Source organism: Kribbella sp. NPDC004536, assembly GCF_042873835.1.
Lineage (GTDB): Bacteria > Actinomycetota > Actinomycetes > Propionibacteriales > Kribbellaceae > Kribbella.
Genome location: NZ_JBIALY010000004.1, coordinates 248,917 through 263,483, shown reverse-complemented (window position 1 = coordinate 263,483; position 14,567 = coordinate 248,917). Strand labels below are relative to the sequence as shown.

Here is a 14,567-nt window from a genome sequence, read left to right as displayed (position 1 = left end):
GACATACCCTTGAAACCGATATGACTGTCTCCGACCGTCGCACGGTGTACCTGGACCACGCGGCGACGACTCCGATGCTCCCGGCCGCGATCGAGGCGATGACCCAGCACCTCGCCCGGACCGGTAACGCGTCGTCCCTGCACGGCTCCGGACGGTGCGCACGCCGTACGGTCGAGGAGGCGCGCGAGTCGATCGCCGCCGCGCTTGGGGCACAGCCGAGCGAGGTCGTGTTCACGTCGGGCGGTACGGAGGCGGACAACCTGGCGCTGAAGGGCCTGTGGTGGTCCCGGCTGGCGCAGGACCCGCGCCGCCGGCGGATCCTGCTCAGCGGGATCGAGCACCACGCGGTCCTCGATCCGGCGATCTGGCTCGGGCAGCACGAGGGCGCCGAGATCGAGTGGCTGCCGGTCGACGAGCTCGGCCGGGTGGACCCGGACGACGTCCGGCGGGCGGTCGAGCGCGACCCCGCGTCCGTGTCGTTCGTCACGTTGATGATGGCGAACAACGAGGTCGGCACGCTCCAGCCGGTGACCGAGGTCGCGGCGATCGCCCAGGAGTACGGCGTACCCGTGCACACCGACGCCGTGCAGGCGATCGGGCAGGTGCCGGTGGACTTCGCCGCGCTCGGGGTGGATGCGATGACGGTGTCCGCGCACAAGCTCGGCGGTCCGTACGGGATCGGCGCGCTGGTCGTGCACAAGGAGACGCAATTGACGCCGATCCTGCACGGTGGGGGACAGGAGCGCGACGTTCGCTCCGGGACCCTCGACGTTCCCGCGACGGCCGGTTTCGCGGTGGCTGCCGAGCACGCGGTCGCACACCAGGCCGCGGAAGCGACGCGGCTGATCGAGCTACGGGACACGCTCGTCCATGGCATCACCAGCACCGTCGAGGGCGCCAAGCTCTCCGGGGACCCGGTCGGCCGCTTGCCCGGTAACGCACACTTGTCCTTCAGCGACTGCGAGGGCGACTCGTTGTTGCTGTTGCTCGACGCGCGCGGCATCGAGGTGTCCACCGGTTCCGCGTGCAACGCCGGCGTCGCCGAGCCCAGCCATGTGCTGCTCGCGATGGGGTACGACGACCAGCGGGCCCGCGGCTCGCTCCGATTCACCCTCGGGCACACCTCGACCCGGGCCGACGTCGACGCGGTCCTGGACAACATCGGACCAGTAGTGGAGCGGGCGAAGTCCGCAGGATTGCAGAACGTGGGAAGGAACACCTGATGCGGGTACTCGCAGCCATGTCCGGCGGAGTGGACTCCGCGGTCGCGGCGGCGCGGATGGCCGAGGCCGGGCACGACGTGACCGGCGTGCACCTGGCGCTCAGCCGGAACCCGCAGTCGTACCGCAGCGGCGCGCGCGGCTGCTGCACGATCGAGGACTCCCGCGACGCCCGCCGGGCCGCGGACGTGATCGGCATCCCGTTCTACGTCTGGGACCTGGCCGAGCGGTTCCACGCGGACGTCGTCGAGGACTTCGTCAGCGAGTACGCCGCCGGCCGGACGCCGAACCCCTGCCTGCGCTGCAACGAGAAGGTCAAGTTCAGCGCGGTCCTGGAGCGGGCGCTGGCGCTCGGCTTCGACGCGGTCGCGACCGGGCACTACGCGCGGATCGTCGACACTGCCGACGGAGCTCGCGAGCTGCACCGGGCGGTGGACCACGCCAAGGACCAGTCGTACGTGCTCGGCGTGCTCACGCAGCAGCAGTTGGCGCACGCGTTCTTCCCGCTCGGTGACACGGTCAAGACCGAGGTCCGCGAGGAGGCCGAGCGGCGTGGGCTGTCGGTGGCGGCGAAGCCGGACAGCCACGACATCTGCTTCATTGCCGACGGCAACACCGCGGGCTTCCTCGGTGCGCAGCTCGGCGAGGCGCCCGGTGACATCGTCGATGCGCAGGGCAACAAGCTCGGCGAGCACTCCGGTACGCACGGCTTCACGATCGGCCAGCGCAAGGGCCTCAAGATCGGTACGCCGGCCGCCGACGGCAAGCCCCGCTTCGTACTGGACATCAGCCCGGTCGACCGCACCGTCACCGTGGGCTCCCGCGAAGAGCTGGCCGTCTCAGAGCTCACCGCCTCCAAACCCCGCTGGTGCGGCCCCGCCCCAGCAGCGCAGCTACACGCCAAGGCCCAGCTCCGAGCCCACGGCGAAGAGGTCCCTGTCGTCGCAACAGTCCAGGGCGATCACGTACAGGTCTCCTTCGACGCACCCACATCCGCCGTCGCCCCAGGGCAGGCTGTGGTCCTCTACGACGGAACCCGTGTAATCGGCTCAGCCACGATCGACTCGGTCCAGCGCGTCAGCGCTGCCGTATGACCACCACCGGCCTGGGGTCGGTCCCCGGCGACGACATCCGCGAGTGGATGCGCGCAGTACTCGAGCTGGTGGACCTCCCGTTCCTCCCGGAGCTCCCGGCGCGCCCGTACGGCGACATGATCAGCCGGAGCATCGCCGTACTCACAGAGCTCGCGGCTGACCTGCAACCCGTCGGGTGGCGCCTGACCGGCAGTGGGGATGCCAGGGCGAGCCTGGACCAGCGGCGGGCGCGGGCGTTGCTGCAGGAAGACCTGGACGTGCTGGAGGAGTACGCGCACGACTACGAGGGTCAGCTGAAGGTACAGGTCACTGGTCCGTGGACGCTGGCTGCTGCGGTGGAACGTCCGCGTGGCGACAAGGTGCTGGCTGACCACGGGGCGCGGCGGGACCTTGCACAGGCTCTGGCGTACGGCGTGGAGCAGCACGTGGCCGAAGTACGCAAACGAGTGCCTGGTGCGGAGGTGCTTCTGCAGCTCGACGAGCCCGGGCTCCCCGCCGTACTGGCTGGTGCCGTGCCGACCGCGTCCGGCTGGAGCAAGCACCGCTCTGTTGACGGTCCTGGTGCTGTGGAGCTGCTGAGCCTGTTCACCACTGCTGCGCCGACTCTTGTGCACTGCTGCGCGGCAAGGCCGCCGATCGAGGTGTTCACCAAGTCAGGCGCCAGTGGGATCGCTCTGGACGTGTCGTTGCTCAACAACGCCGCCTGGGAGCAGGTAGCGGGTGCAGCCGAAGCCGATACCAGGATCTACGCGGGCGTCGTACCGACCACCGGAGCGATACCGCGGCCGGAGCAGGCCGCACAGCCGTTGGTACGACGCTGGCGTGAACTCGGACTCGACCCGGAACTCCTGAAACAGGTCGTGATCACCCCCGCCTGCGGCCTCGCCGCCGCCCCGACACCCGCCGACGCCCGAGCCCGTCTGAAACTCCTCCACGAGATCGTCGACGTAGTCGGCGAAGCCGCCGACGAGTAGCCGAAAACTGTCCGTAGTGCCCTGTAAGTTCTGCTTATGAGCGAGAACGTTGGTGCACCCGCGGAGGTTCGGACTCGGCACGCTGAGTTGAGTCAGGAGATCGAGGACCACCGCGCGCGGTACTACCTGGCCAGCCCGATCATCTCCGACGCCGACTTCGACGCGCTGATGCACGAGCTCCAGGGCCTGGAGGAGCAGTTCCCGGAGCTCCGTACGCCGGACTCGCCCACCCAGAAGGTCGGCGCGCCGATCTCCACGCTGTTCACGCCGGTCGGCCACCCGATGCGGATGGAGAGCCTCGGCAACGCGTTCTCCGCCGAGCAGATGGAGGCCTGGGCGAAGCGGCTGGAGCGCGAGGTGACGCTCAAGCAGATCCACGACAGCGGGTTCCTCTGCGAGCTCAAGGTCGACGGCCTCGCCCTCGACCTGGTGTACGAGAACGGCAAGCTCGTCACCGGCGCCACCCGCGGCGACGGCCGCACCGGCGAGGACGTCACGCCCAACGTCCGGACCATCAAGAGCATCCCCGAGCAGCTGAAGGGCGACAACCTCCCGGCGTTCCTCGAGGTCCGCGGCGAGGTGTACTTCCGGGTCGAGGACTTCGAGGAGCTGAACGCCCAGCTGCTCGAGGCCGGCAAGGACGTCTTCTCCAACCCCCGCAACAGCGCGGCCGGTTCGCTGCGGCAGAAGGACCCGCGGGTGTCGGCGGGCCGCCCGCTCCGCTTCGTCGTGCACGGCCTCGGCAAGGTCGAGGGACACACCTTCGGCCGGCTCTCCGACGCGTATGAGCAACTCAAGGCGTGGGGGCTCCCGGTCAGCGACCGCGCCCGCCGGGTCGGCACGCTCGCCGAGGTCAACGAGTTCATCGCGTACTACGGCGAGAACCGGCACTCGGTGGACCACGAGATCGACGGTGTCGTGGTGAAGGTGGACGAGCTCGATCTGCAGCGCGCGCTCGGGTCGACGTCGAGCGCCCCGCGCTGGGCGATCGCGTACAAGTACCCGCCCGAAGAGGTGAACACCAAGCTGATCGAGATCGAGGTGAACGTCGGCCGCACCGGCCGGGTCACCCCGTTCGCGCACATGGAGCCGGTCCGCGTCGCCGGCTCCACGGTGGAGTACGCGACCCTCCACAACGCCAAGGAGGTCGCCCGCAAGGATGTCCGCCCCGGCGACACCGTCGTCCTGCGGAAGGCCGGCGACGTGATCCCCGAGGTGCTCGGTCCGGTGGTGGACCTGCGCCCGAAGGGCCTGCCGGCGTGGGAGATGCCGACGCACTGTCCGTGGTGCGACACGTTGCTGGCGCCGGCCAAGGAGTCCGACGTCGACATCCGCTGCCCCAACTCGCAGTACTGCCAGGGCCAGCTGCGGGAGCGGCTGTTCTACCTGGCCGGGCGGTCCGCGTTCGACATCGAGGGGCTCGGGTTCAAGGCGGCCGATGCGCTGATCCGCGGCGGGCTGATCGCGGACGAGGGTGACCTGTTCGCGCTCACCGAGGAGAAGCTCGCCGAGAGCGACTTCTTCACGACGAAGGCCGGCGCGCTGTCGGCGAACGCCCGCAAGTTGTTGGCGAACCTCGAGGAGGCGAAGGCCAAGCCGTTGTCCCGGGTCATGGTCGCGCTGTCGATCCGGCACGTCGGGCCGACCGCGGCGGCGGCGCTCACCGAGGTGTTCGACAACATCGACGACGTCCGGGCGGCGAGCGAGGAGCAGCTGGCCGAGATCGAGGGTGTCGGGCCGACCATCGCGCAGGCGATGATCGAGTGGTTCCAGGTGCCGTGGCACCAGGAGATCGTCGACAAGTGGCAGGCGTCCGGCGTGGTGATGCGTGAGGAACGTACGGGTCCGACGCTGCCGCAAACGCTGACGGGGCTGTCGGTCGTGGTGACCGGGACGGTCGAGGGGTTCAGCCGCGACGAGGCGACCGACGCGATCGTCGGGCGCGGCGGCAAGGTCGCGAGTTCGGTGTCGAAGAAGACCTCGTTCGTGGTGGTCGGCGATTCGCCCGGATCGAAGTACGACAAGGCCGTTCAGCTCGGCGTACCGATCCTGGACTCGGCCGGGTTCCAGGTGCTGCTCGACGACGGCGCCGAGGCGGCCGGGGCGGTGGCGACCAGGCCGTCGGCGGACGAGTCGTAAACGATTTTCGAACCGGGCGGATCCGGCGGACCGGCTGAGCCGTCCGACTGTTAACTTTGCACGTCGAGATCTGGGTCAGAAGGAGCAACATATGACGACGCCGCCGCAGGGACCATGGGGTCCTGGGCAGCCGGGGGGCCAGCCAGGCGGGCAGCACGGGGGACCAGGGGGGCCGCAGCAGCCTCCCCAGCAAGGTGGCTGGGGGCAACAGCCTCCCGCACAGGGCGGTGGCTGGGGTCAGCCGCCGCAGCAGCCTCAGCAACCTCAGCAGCACGGTCAGCCTCCGCAGCAAGGGCGTCCGCCGCAGCAGGACCGGCCGCAGCAGGGTCAACCGCAGCAGGGCCAACCGCAGCAGGGGCAGCCCGGTGGCGGCTGGGGACAGCAGCCCGGTCAGCAGGGACAGCCCGGTCAGCAGCAGGGGCAGCCTGGTGGTGGCTGGGGTCAGCCGCCGCAGCAAGGCGGCGCGTACCAGCAGCAGGGTTGGGGTCAACGTCCGCAGCAGCAGGGTGGTTGGCACCAGCAGCAGGGCGGACAGCCGGGTCCCTGGGGTCCCGGTCAGCCGGGTGGTCCGGGCGGTCGTGACAAAGGCCCGCTCGGCATCCCCAAGGACAAGCTGCCGTTCTTCATCGGCGGCGGTGTCGTCGGCCTGATCGTCATCGCACTCCTGGTCTTCCTCGGCATCCGCGCCTTCGGCGGCGACGACACCCCGACGAGCCAGCCGACCAGCGGCCAGTCGACCCAGGGCGGCGACCCGACGACGTCAGGTTCGCCGACGACCGGTGCCAGCGGCGGTCCGGGCGGCGAGCTCGGCAACGCGACCGGCCAGGCCAAGAACATCACCGACAAGCTGCAGGGCATGGGCTTCGGTTGCAGCGACCTGTTCAACACCGGCCAGGGCGCGCACCGCGGCTGCTTCAAGTACGAGGGCAGCAAGCAGGCGGACGCGATCTTCCAGTTCAAGTCCGACGGCACGATCATCGCCGTCCGGCTGGAGACCACGGACGAGGACAACAACAACAACGCCCAGGTCGCGTTCGGCCAGGTGCTGCAGACGGTCGGCAACGACACGTTCGGCGGCGACTCGGTCACGAAGGTCCAGGAAGCGGTCAAGACCGGCCAGCGTTCCGACGAGGTCAGCACCGGCTGGGGCGAGTTCCAGCTGAGCAACTCCGGGGACAGTCTGCGGGTGTCCGGCCACAAGACCGGCGAGGAGTCGCTGGACCTGCCGGACCAGACCTTCGACACCACGGCGGCCCAGATGACCACCGCTCTGAAGGCCAAGTCGTACGTCTGCACCACGTCGTGCCGCAAGGACGTCGGCGAGTACGGCTCGCAGCGGGTGTTCTTCTACGCCAGCACCGGCAAGGGCATCAAGGACCTCGAGCTGAGCGTCTCGGCGGACGGCAGCGCGGTGAAGACCGCGATGAAGTCGGTGATGGGCGACGCGTTCGGTGTCCTGCAGGGCGGTAACGCGGCGGCGGTGAAGGCGTACGTCGAGGCACACACCGACGGCAAGCAGTACGCTGCTTATGTCGGCGGCTGGAAGGTCGAGATCGACGGCGACAGCTCGGGCAGCTACGGCTCGCAGCGCGTCTCGATCGAGTACGAGACCTTCTACGCCTGAGTCAGCTGTACGGAGGCCGGAGTTGAAGTTCCCCCGGGAGAAGCGGGAGTCTCGGACGGTGGCGCAGCCGCCGCCCGAGGCGAGCCGGCGCGTCGACGGCGGCGGGGCCTGGGGCCCGACCCAGTTCGACCTCCCGGATTCGGGCGGCAGCAACAGCCAGGCGATCCTGATCGTCTCCCTGGTCGGCGTCGTCATCCTGCTGGTGATCGCCGGCCTCTGGGCCCTCGCCTACTTCCAGTTCACCTGACGGCACCCCGCTCAGATCATCCGAGCGGGGTGTTTCACGTCAGGCGGTGGCGCGGATGGTGACGGCTAGGGAGGCGAGGTAGGAGAGGCGGGCTACTTCGGAGCCTAGGAACTCGGGGCCGCCGCGGCGGCCGATGACGAGGATCCGGCGGTCGGAGTCCAGCGGCGCCGCGACCAGTACGGACTCCGCGAGGCCCTTGTGGTCCGGCGCCTCGAGCGTGGTCGCCTTCTCCAGCGGCAGCCACCGGCCGGCCACGTCGCCGAACTCCGGCGTCGCGCTGGTCTCCAGCGCCACCTTCACCTCGCTGCCGGTGCCGTCCAGCAGCGCCGCCCAGTCCGCGTGCAGCACGGCCGGTGCCTGCTCGACCAGGATGTCGATCGCCTCCGACGGCGCGGACGTCATCTGCTCGACCGCTTCCAGGTCCATGTGTAGTCCGCCGCCGGCGCCGTACCGCGAGAACCAGATGACCTCGACGTCCGGGACACTGTTGCAGGCCGAGACCAGGCGGTCCGGCAGCACGCCGGGCGGCAGGTCGACCACGATGTCGTCGACGGCGGTGCCGTTCTCGCGGCGGTGCTCGACGATCTCGATCGCGTGGATGTCGGCGTTCACCTCACCGAGGGCGGTCGCCACCACGCCCAGCGAACCGGGCCGGTCGGGGATGATCAAGCGCAGCAGGAACACCGAACGATCATCTCCCAGCCCATCACCATGCGCGTAACGCCTTGTCGCGGCCTATGTTACAGAGCGGTAGGGACAGACACGCCCGCCCATCTCATCCGGCTGTTGTCCACAGGCGAAATGTGGCTGTCACAGGCTGCCCACTAAGCTGACGTAAGTCATGTGTCCACATGACTTACAGGTACTGCATGCATTGGATCAGTTCATGCCATCGATTACCCGCGAAGAGGTCGCGCACCTGGCGCGACTGGCGCGGATCGAGCTCTCCGACGCAGAGCTCGACCACCTTGCGCCGCAGCTCGACCAGATCATCACCCTGGTCGGGCAGGTCAGCCAGGTGGCGGCGGACGACATCCCGCCGACCTCGCACGCCCTGCCGCTGACCAACGTGATGCGCGCGGACGAGAACGTCCCGTGCCTCACCCCCGAGCAGGCGCTGTCCGGCGCGCCGGCCGCGGAGGAGCAGCGCTTCCGGGTGCCGCGGATCCTGGAGGAGGACTGACCATGAGCGACCTGACCAGGAAGACCGCCGCCGAACTCGCGGACCTCATGCAGTCCAAGCAGGCCAGCTCGGTCGAGATCACCCAGGCCCACCTGGACCGGATCGCCGCCGTGGACGGTGACGTACGCGCGTTCCTGCACGTCGACACCGAGGGCGCACTGGCCCAGGCCGCAGCGGTCGACGCCAAGCGCGCCGCCGGCGAGGAGCTCGGTCCGCTGGCCGGTGTCCCGCTGGCGCTGAAGGACGTGCTCACCCAGGAGGGCGTGCCGACCACGGCCGGTTCGAAGATCCTCGAGGGCTGGAAGCCGCCGTACGACTCGACCGTCGTCCAGCGGCTCAAGGCCGCCGGGATCGTGATCCTCGGCAAGACCAACATGGACGAGTTCGCGATGGGCTCCTCCACCGAGAACTCGGCGTACGGCACGACCCACAATCCGTGGGACCTGACCCGGATCCCGGGCGGTTCCGGCGGTGGTTCGTCCGCGGCCATCTCGGCGTACGAGGCGCCGCTCGCGATCGGCACCGACACCGGCGGCTCGATCCGCCAGCCGGGTGCGTTCACCGGGACGGTCGGCGTCAAGCCGACGTACGGCGGCACCTCGCGGTACGGCCTGATCGCGCTGGCGTCGTCGCTGGACACGCCCGGTCCGTGCGCGCGCACGACCCTCGACGCGGCCCTGCTGCACGAGGCGATCGCCGGCTGGGACCCGATGGACTCCACCTCGATCAACCAGGACGTGCCGCCGGTGGTCGCGGCCGCCCGCAACGGTGACGTCGCCGGCCTGCGGATCGGTGTCGTCAAGGAGCTCGGCGGCGAGGGCTACCAGCCGGGCGTCGAGGCCCGGTTCCACGAGGCGGTCGAGCTGCTCACCAAGCTCGGCGCCGAGGTGGTCGAGGTGTCCTGCCCGCACTTCCAGTACGCGCTGCCGGCGTACTACCTGATCCTGCCGAGCGAGGCCTCGTCCAACCTGGCCAAGTTCGACGCGATGCGGTACGGGCTGCGGGTCGGCGACGACGGCGAGAACAGCGCCGAGAAGGTGACCGCGCTGACCCGCGAGGCCGGGTTCGGCGCCGAGGTGAAGCGGCGCATCATCCTCGGTACGCACGCGCTCTCCAGCGGGTACTACGACGCCTACTACGGACAGGCGCAGAAGGTGCGGACGCTGATCGCCCGCGACTTCGCCAACGCCTACGAGCAGGTCGACGTACTGGTCTCGCCGGCCACGCCGACGACCGCGTTCGCGATCGGTGACCGGATCGACGACCCGATCGCGATGTACAAGAACGACCTCTGCACGATCCCGTCCAACCTGGCCGGCAACGCGGCCGCGTCGTTCCCGTGCGGCCTCGCCGACGAGGACGGTCTGCCGGTCGGCTTCCACGTGATGGCGCCGGTGCTGCGCGACGACCTGCTCTACCAGGTCGGCGGCGCGCTCGAGGCGGCACTGGCCGAGCAGTGGGGCGGCGTACTGATGACGAAGGCTCCGGAGCTGGAGGTGACCCGATGACTGCCGACGTACTGGAAATCGACGACGCGCTGGCGCAGTACGACCCGGTGATGGGGCTCGAGGTCCACGTCGAGCTGAACACCCGGTCGAAGATGTTCTGCGGCTGCCCGACCGAGTTCGGCGCACCGCCGAACACCCAGACCTGCCCGGTCTGCCTCGGCCTGCCGGGCGCGCTGCCGGTGGTGAACGCGAAGGCCGTCGAGTCCGCGATCCGGATCGGCCTGGCGCTGAACTGCGAGATCGCCGAGTGGTGCCGGTTCGCCCGGAAGAACTACTTCTACCCGGACATGCCGAAGAACTTCCAGACATCGCAGTACGACGAGCCGATCGCGTACAACGGCTGGACCGAGGTCGTCGTCGACGGCGAGACGTACCGGATCGACATCGAGCGCGCGCACATGGAGGAGGACACCGGCAAGGCCACGCACGTCGGTGGTTCGACCGGCCGGATCCACGGCGCGACGCACTCGCTGGTCGACTACAACCGTGCCGGGATCCCGCTGATCGAGATTGTCACCAAGACGATCGAGGTGCCGGGGGAGAAGGCCGCTGCGGTCGCCCGTGCGTACGTCTCGATGCTGCGCGATCTGCTGCTGGCGCTCGGCGTGTCCGATGTGCGGATGGACCAGGGGTCGCTGCGCGCGGACGTGAACGTGTCGCTGAAGCCGTCGGGGTCGACCGCGCTCGGTACGCGCACGGAGACCAAGAACGTGAACTCGTTCCGTTCGGTCGAGCGTGCGGTGACGTACGAGATCACCCGGCAGTCGGCGGTGCTGTCGTCCGGCGGCAAGGTGCTGCAGGAGACGCGGCACTGGCACGAGGACACCGGCATCACCACGTCCGGGCGGGAGAAGTCCGACGCGGACGACTACCGGTACTTCCCGGAGCCCGACCTGGTGCCGGTCGCGCCGTCGCGGGAGTGGGTCGAGGAGCTGCGCGGCACGCTGCCCGAGCCGCCGTCGGCGCGTCGTGCGCGGCTGCAGGAGGACTGGGGCTTCACCGACCTCGAGATGCGGGACGTCGTCAACGGCAACGCGCTCGAGCAGATCGTCGCCACGGTCGAGCTGGGTGTCAGCGCTGCGGCCGCGAAGAAGTGGTGGCTGGGCGAACTGGCCCGCGCGGCGAACGAGTCCGGCGTCGAGCTGGACGCGCTGGCGGTCGGTCCCGCTGAAGTTGCCGAAGTTCAGAAGCTGGTGGACGAAGGCACGCTCAACGACAAGCTGGCCCGCCAGGTCTTCGAGGGCCTGCTCGCCGGCGAGGGCACGCCTGCCGAGATCATCGAGAAGCGTGGCCTGGCCCTGGTCTCCGACGACTCGGCCCTGCTGGACGCGATCGACCGAGCCATCGCCGCCAACCCCGACGTGGTCGAAAAGGTCAACTCCGGCAAGCCGGCCGCCGCCGGCGCGCTCATCGGCGCCGTCATGAAGGACATGCGAGGCCAGGCCGACGCCGCCAAGGTCCGCCAACTCCTCAACGAAAAGCTAGGCATCTAACCCCATCCGGCGGGCGCTTCAGCTGTGATGTTCATGGATATCGCACAGGTTGGCGGTCGCCGGTCTCACAAGTGGGCCTCCGATTGGTGAAGTGAGGCTGTTCAACCCGCTGCACCAACCGGAGGCCCTCGTGTCCAGTGCGGCTGGCGCCGCTGACGTCGTGATCACGCGTGGGGGCGGCTTCGGCCCGGCTGCACGATACCCGGCGCGCAGTCAGCCGCCGGGAACCTCGCGCTGGAGTTGGCCAGCGGCGAAGAGCTGCGCCGCGAACATCACGGGCGGCAGCGTTCGCCGGTGGTGTACGGCTGGCGCGAGGTCCACCGCGGAAACGGCCAGTCGTGGATGCGCAGCGCGAGGCGGTCGCGGGGGGAGGAGGTCGCCCATGTCGAGGATGTGCTGGTTGTCCTGGACGAGACGGATCTGAACCTCGTAAACCTGCGCGGGCGGTATTGGAGGGCTCGGTGCCGTGCCACGAGACGGACAGCACCACGCAGCGGAAGAATCGGAGTTGAGTGCGCATGCGTCTCCTGTGATCGGGGTTGTGCCCGTGGAAGTTCCGCGAGCACGCGTGATTCATGCGCAAGTGCGCCTAGGGAGGTCCAAAGCGGTGTTACCTCGCCTGGCTCCGGCAGCATATCCCGGGCTCGGCGGAGAGCGGAAGGCGAGCATGATGAACGTGTGGCAGAGTCGTTGCCAGGACGTTTGGTACGACCACAATTTCGGCCTCGGTGGGCACCGGCCGCCATATCGCGGTGTACGCCGACCAGCTCGGTATGCAATTCTATAGTGAAGACTTCCGCAATAGCTCGTTCCTCGGTATCGGCTGCGGGACTTCCTTGCCGCGATCGGAAGTAGGAACAGCCAACTTGCCGAGCTGACACATTGCCTATTGATGGTGTGAAGCGCTGGCACTTCCCGATAGGCGGTCTAGCGCTCTCCAGGGTTTGGTCGTTCATCAGACGATGTCGAGGTCGTCCCGTGCTGGTCAGGGATGCGGCCTGGCAGCCACGAGGACAATGCAAAGGTCACGGGCACGTCGAATTGTTCCAGGCATTTGATGCATCAACCCATCTCTGCAAGCAGATCTCGTACGCCGCCTCATAGATGGCATTTCCTGGATTATTTAGCGTCAGCGTCGTTGCAGCAACAAGATTCGTCTCAGCTTTGTTGAGGTTGCCCCAGAGTGAAGCGCAGTTAGTGTTCGGCAAAGCACTTGCGGGAGCAGCTGAAAATAGGGATGCGCCACCGACGACCGTGCATCCGATGAGAACAGTTGCGAGCTTGTTCCTAAACAAGGGATAATCCTTCCTGGAAGCGGATTACCCTAGTATCCCTGCCGGTCTGAAATCGTCCTGACCTGTGACAGTCGGCAGTGTGGGCCAAGGAGACATGTCGGCAGACTACCGATGCTCGCCGACGTTCAGGCGAGCCGCACGCCGCCAGGCGTCGGGCTAGGCTGCGCGTTTGTCATATTCAGGTGCGGGTGAGACGTCGGTCAGGAGGGTTTGGGCGACCGACAGTTCGTCGGTGGGGCAGCGGAGTTCGTAGTGGGTGGGAACGATCCGCGTGGTGACGAGCTCCGGCCGGTTGCGCACCAGGCCGCGGAACAGGCTCCACAGCGCCCCGACGAGTACGCCGTACACGAACCCCCACAGCACAACCGCGAAGCTCGTCAGCGTCGTCTGCGCGACCAGCGTGACGAACACAGCCGCCAGTACGCCGACCAGCGCACCAACCCCCGCACCGACAGCGGTCATCCGCGCGACCGGCACCGCCCCGCGTCTGCTGACCTGGCGAAGACCGGCGCCGACGATCTCCAGGCTCCTCGCGTCCATCCCGTAGCTTCTCAAGTATTCGGCTGTTCGCTGAGCATCCTCGTACCTGCTCACCGCTGCGATCACACTGCTGGGGACGCCAGACGCCTGGCCGGTCGGCATACCGATCTCCTCCTCGGGTCGTGTTCCTTCAACAAGTACCAGACGACCGAAGGGCTGAAACGGTTGACTTTCTACGACGTGCTCAGCGTCACGCGCAGGATGCGGTCGTCACCGGCGCGCGGGTGCCCGCGCCCGTCGGTGTTCGACGTGGTCACCCACAACGATCCGTCCGGTGCCACCTCCACGGTCCGCAACCGCCCGTACTGATTGCTGAAAAACGCCTGCGGCTCGCCAACTCGCTTGCCGTTGGCAACAGGTATCGCCCACAGCCGCTGCCCGCGCAGCGACGCCATGAAGACGTACCCCTTCGTGTACGCGATCCCCGACGGCGACGCGTCCGCGGTGTGCCACTGCGCGATCGGGTCGGTCATCCCGTCGAGGTTGCTGATGCCCTCCGCGGCCGGCCACCCGTAGTTCGACCCGGGCGTGATCACGTTGAGCTCGTCCCAGGTGTTCTGCCCGAACTCGGAGGCGTACAACTGGTTCCCGTCGAACGCCAGCCCCTGCACGTTCCGGTGTCCCTTGGTGATCCACACCCGCCCGTCCGGATTGCCCGGCGCGGCCTTGCCGTCGGTGGTGATCCGCAGGATCTTCCCACCCAGCGAGTCGTCGTCCTGCGAGTTCGGCCGGTCCGCCCCGTCACCCGTCCCCGCGTAAAGGAACCCGTCCGGTCCGAACCGCAACCGCCCCCCGTTGTGGATCGCTGCCTCCGGAATCCCACCCAGAATCACCTGCTGATCCGACAACCTCCCGTCCCGGTAGGTGATCCGCGCGATCCGGTTGTCCCCGTCACCGGAGTAGTACGCATAGACGTACGGCCGCCCCGGATACCCCGGGTCCACCGCCAGCCCCAACAACCCACCCTCCGACGAGGCCTTCACCCCATCGACCCGCCCCACCTCACTGACCTGCCCACCAACGATCCGCTTGATCGTCCCCGAGTCCCGCTCCGCCACCAACGCACTCTTGTCCGGCAAGAACGCCAACCCCCAAGGCACCTGAATCCCCGAAGCCACCGTCCCCGCCACAGTCACCTTCAGCACCCCCACCCGCGCCGTCGCCCCAGAACTCACACCCGTCGGCGACGTCCCCGAACCCCCGGCCGATCCCTCGGAACACCCAGCCACCAACGCCAACGTAGCCACCAT

At 68.4% G+C, this 14,567-nt stretch carries 12 protein-coding genes; 9 read left to right on the top strand and 3 right to left on the bottom strand.

All coding sequences use genetic code 11. The features are described from left to right. Positions 1–20: 20 nt before the first annotated feature. From ACFYRU_RS34490 to ACFYRU_RS34465, 6 genes are all read left to right on the top strand, one after another. A complete protein-coding gene (locus tag ACFYRU_RS34490; protein ID WP_387666698.1) occupies positions 21–1,223 on the top strand; it encodes a cysteine desulfurase family protein in 1,203 nt (400 codons plus the stop codon). Continuing rightward, positions 1,223–2,314, top strand: coding sequence for a tRNA 2-thiouridine(34) synthase MnmA (gene mnmA, locus ACFYRU_RS34485; protein ID WP_387666696.1), 1,092 nt, complete (start codon positions 1,223–1,225; stop codon positions 2,312–2,314). Before ACFYRU_RS34490 ends, mnmA begins: the two co-directional genes overlap by 1 nt. Then, positions 2,311–3,288, top strand: a complete 978-nt coding sequence (locus ACFYRU_RS34480) for a methionine synthase vitamin-B12 independent (protein WP_387666693.1) — start codon at positions 2,311–2,313, stop codon at positions 3,286–3,288. The genes mnmA and ACFYRU_RS34480 overlap by 4 nt, the downstream gene beginning before the upstream one ends. Before the next feature lie 36 nt (positions 3,289–3,324). After that, positions 3,325–5,427 (top strand): NAD-dependent DNA ligase LigA, encoded by a 2,103-nt coding sequence (gene ligA / locus ACFYRU_RS34475; RefSeq protein WP_387666690.1) that lies wholly within the window; start codon positions 3,325–3,327, stop codon positions 5,425–5,427. Between the two features lie 91 nt (positions 5,428–5,518). Further along, a complete protein-coding gene (locus ACFYRU_RS34470) occupies positions 5,519–7,051 on the top strand; it encodes a hypothetical protein (RefSeq protein WP_387666687.1) in 1,533 nt (510 codons plus the stop codon). Positions 7,052–7,109: 58 nt separating this feature from the next. Continuing rightward, positions 7,110–7,298, top strand: coding sequence for a hypothetical protein (locus ACFYRU_RS34465; protein WP_387666685.1), 189 nt, complete (start codon positions 7,110–7,112; stop codon positions 7,296–7,298). 39 nt (positions 7,299–7,337) lie between these two features. Here the strand turns inward: ACFYRU_RS34465 and ACFYRU_RS34460 are convergent, their stop codons facing one another. Next, a complete protein-coding gene (locus ACFYRU_RS34460; protein ID WP_387666683.1) occupies positions 7,338–7,982 on the bottom strand; it encodes an amino acid-binding protein in 645 nt (214 codons plus the stop codon). 202 nt (positions 7,983–8,184) lie between these two features. On the opposite strand from ACFYRU_RS34460, the gene gatC reads away from it, so the two are divergent. The 3 genes from gatC to gatB are packed head-to-tail and all read left to right on the top strand — an operon-like array spanning position 8,185 to position 11,482. After that, positions 8,185–8,481 carry an Asp-tRNA(Asn)/Glu-tRNA(Gln) amidotransferase subunit GatC gene (gene gatC, locus ACFYRU_RS34455; protein WP_141852528.1) on the top strand — a complete coding sequence of 99 codons (297 nt, stop codon included), beginning with the start codon at positions 8,185–8,187 and terminating at the stop codon, positions 8,479–8,481. Between the two features lie 2 nt (positions 8,482–8,483). Further along, positions 8,484–9,989 (top strand): Asp-tRNA(Asn)/Glu-tRNA(Gln) amidotransferase subunit GatA, encoded by a 1,506-nt coding sequence (gene gatA, locus ACFYRU_RS34450; RefSeq protein WP_387666679.1) that lies wholly within the window; start codon positions 8,484–8,486, stop codon positions 9,987–9,989. Next, positions 9,986–11,482: an Asp-tRNA(Asn)/Glu-tRNA(Gln) amidotransferase subunit GatB gene (gene gatB, locus ACFYRU_RS34445; protein WP_387666677.1), complete on the top strand. Its 1,497-nt coding sequence runs from the start codon at positions 9,986–9,988 to the stop codon at positions 11,480–11,482. The genes gatA and gatB overlap by 4 nt, the downstream gene beginning before the upstream one ends. A gap of 1,451 nt (positions 11,483–12,933) precedes the next feature. Here the strand turns inward: gatB and ACFYRU_RS34440 are convergent. Together ACFYRU_RS34440 and ACFYRU_RS34435 are read right to left on the bottom strand one after the other, a co-directional pair. After that, entirely contained in the window at positions 12,934–13,317 is a 384-nt protein-coding gene (locus ACFYRU_RS34440; protein WP_387666675.1) for a hypothetical protein, read from the bottom strand. Positions 13,318–13,490: 173 nt separating this feature from the next. Then, positions 13,491–14,453 (bottom strand): PQQ-dependent sugar dehydrogenase, encoded by a 963-nt coding sequence (locus tag ACFYRU_RS34435; protein WP_387666673.1) that lies wholly within the window; start codon positions 14,451–14,453, stop codon positions 13,491–13,493. Positions 14,454–14,567 lie beyond the last annotated feature (114 nt).

What these genes read in the sequence shown, in the direction of transcription:
- ACFYRU_RS34490 (WP_387666698.1), top strand. Translation starts at nt 21, where the DNA reads ATGACTGTCTCCGACCGTCGCACGGTGTACCTGGACCACGCGGCGACG.
- mnmA (WP_387666696.1), top strand. Translation starts at nt 1,223, where the DNA reads ATGCGGGTACTCGCAGCCATGTCCGGCGGAGTGGACTCCGCGGTCGCG.
- ACFYRU_RS34480 (WP_387666693.1), top strand. Translation starts at nt 2,311, where the DNA reads ATGACCACCACCGGCCTGGGGTCGGTCCCCGGCGACGACATCCGCGAG.
- ligA (WP_387666690.1), top strand. Translation starts at nt 3,325, where the DNA reads ATGAGCGAGAACGTTGGTGCACCCGCGGAGGTTCGGACTCGGCACGCT.
- ACFYRU_RS34470 (WP_387666687.1), top strand. Translation starts at nt 5,519, where the DNA reads ATGACGACGCCGCCGCAGGGACCATGGGGTCCTGGGCAGCCGGGGGGC.
- gatC (WP_141852528.1), top strand. Translation starts at nt 8,185, where the DNA reads ATGCCATCGATTACCCGCGAAGAGGTCGCGCACCTGGCGCGACTGGCG.
- gatA (WP_387666679.1), top strand. Translation starts at nt 8,484, where the DNA reads ATGAGCGACCTGACCAGGAAGACCGCCGCCGAACTCGCGGACCTCATG.
- gatB (WP_387666677.1), top strand. Translation starts at nt 9,986, where the DNA reads ATGACTGCCGACGTACTGGAAATCGACGACGCGCTGGCGCAGTACGAC.
- ACFYRU_RS34440 (WP_387666675.1), bottom strand. Translation starts at nt 13,317, where the DNA reads ATGGACGCGAGGAGCCTGGAGATCGTCGGCGCCGGTCTTCGCCAGGTC.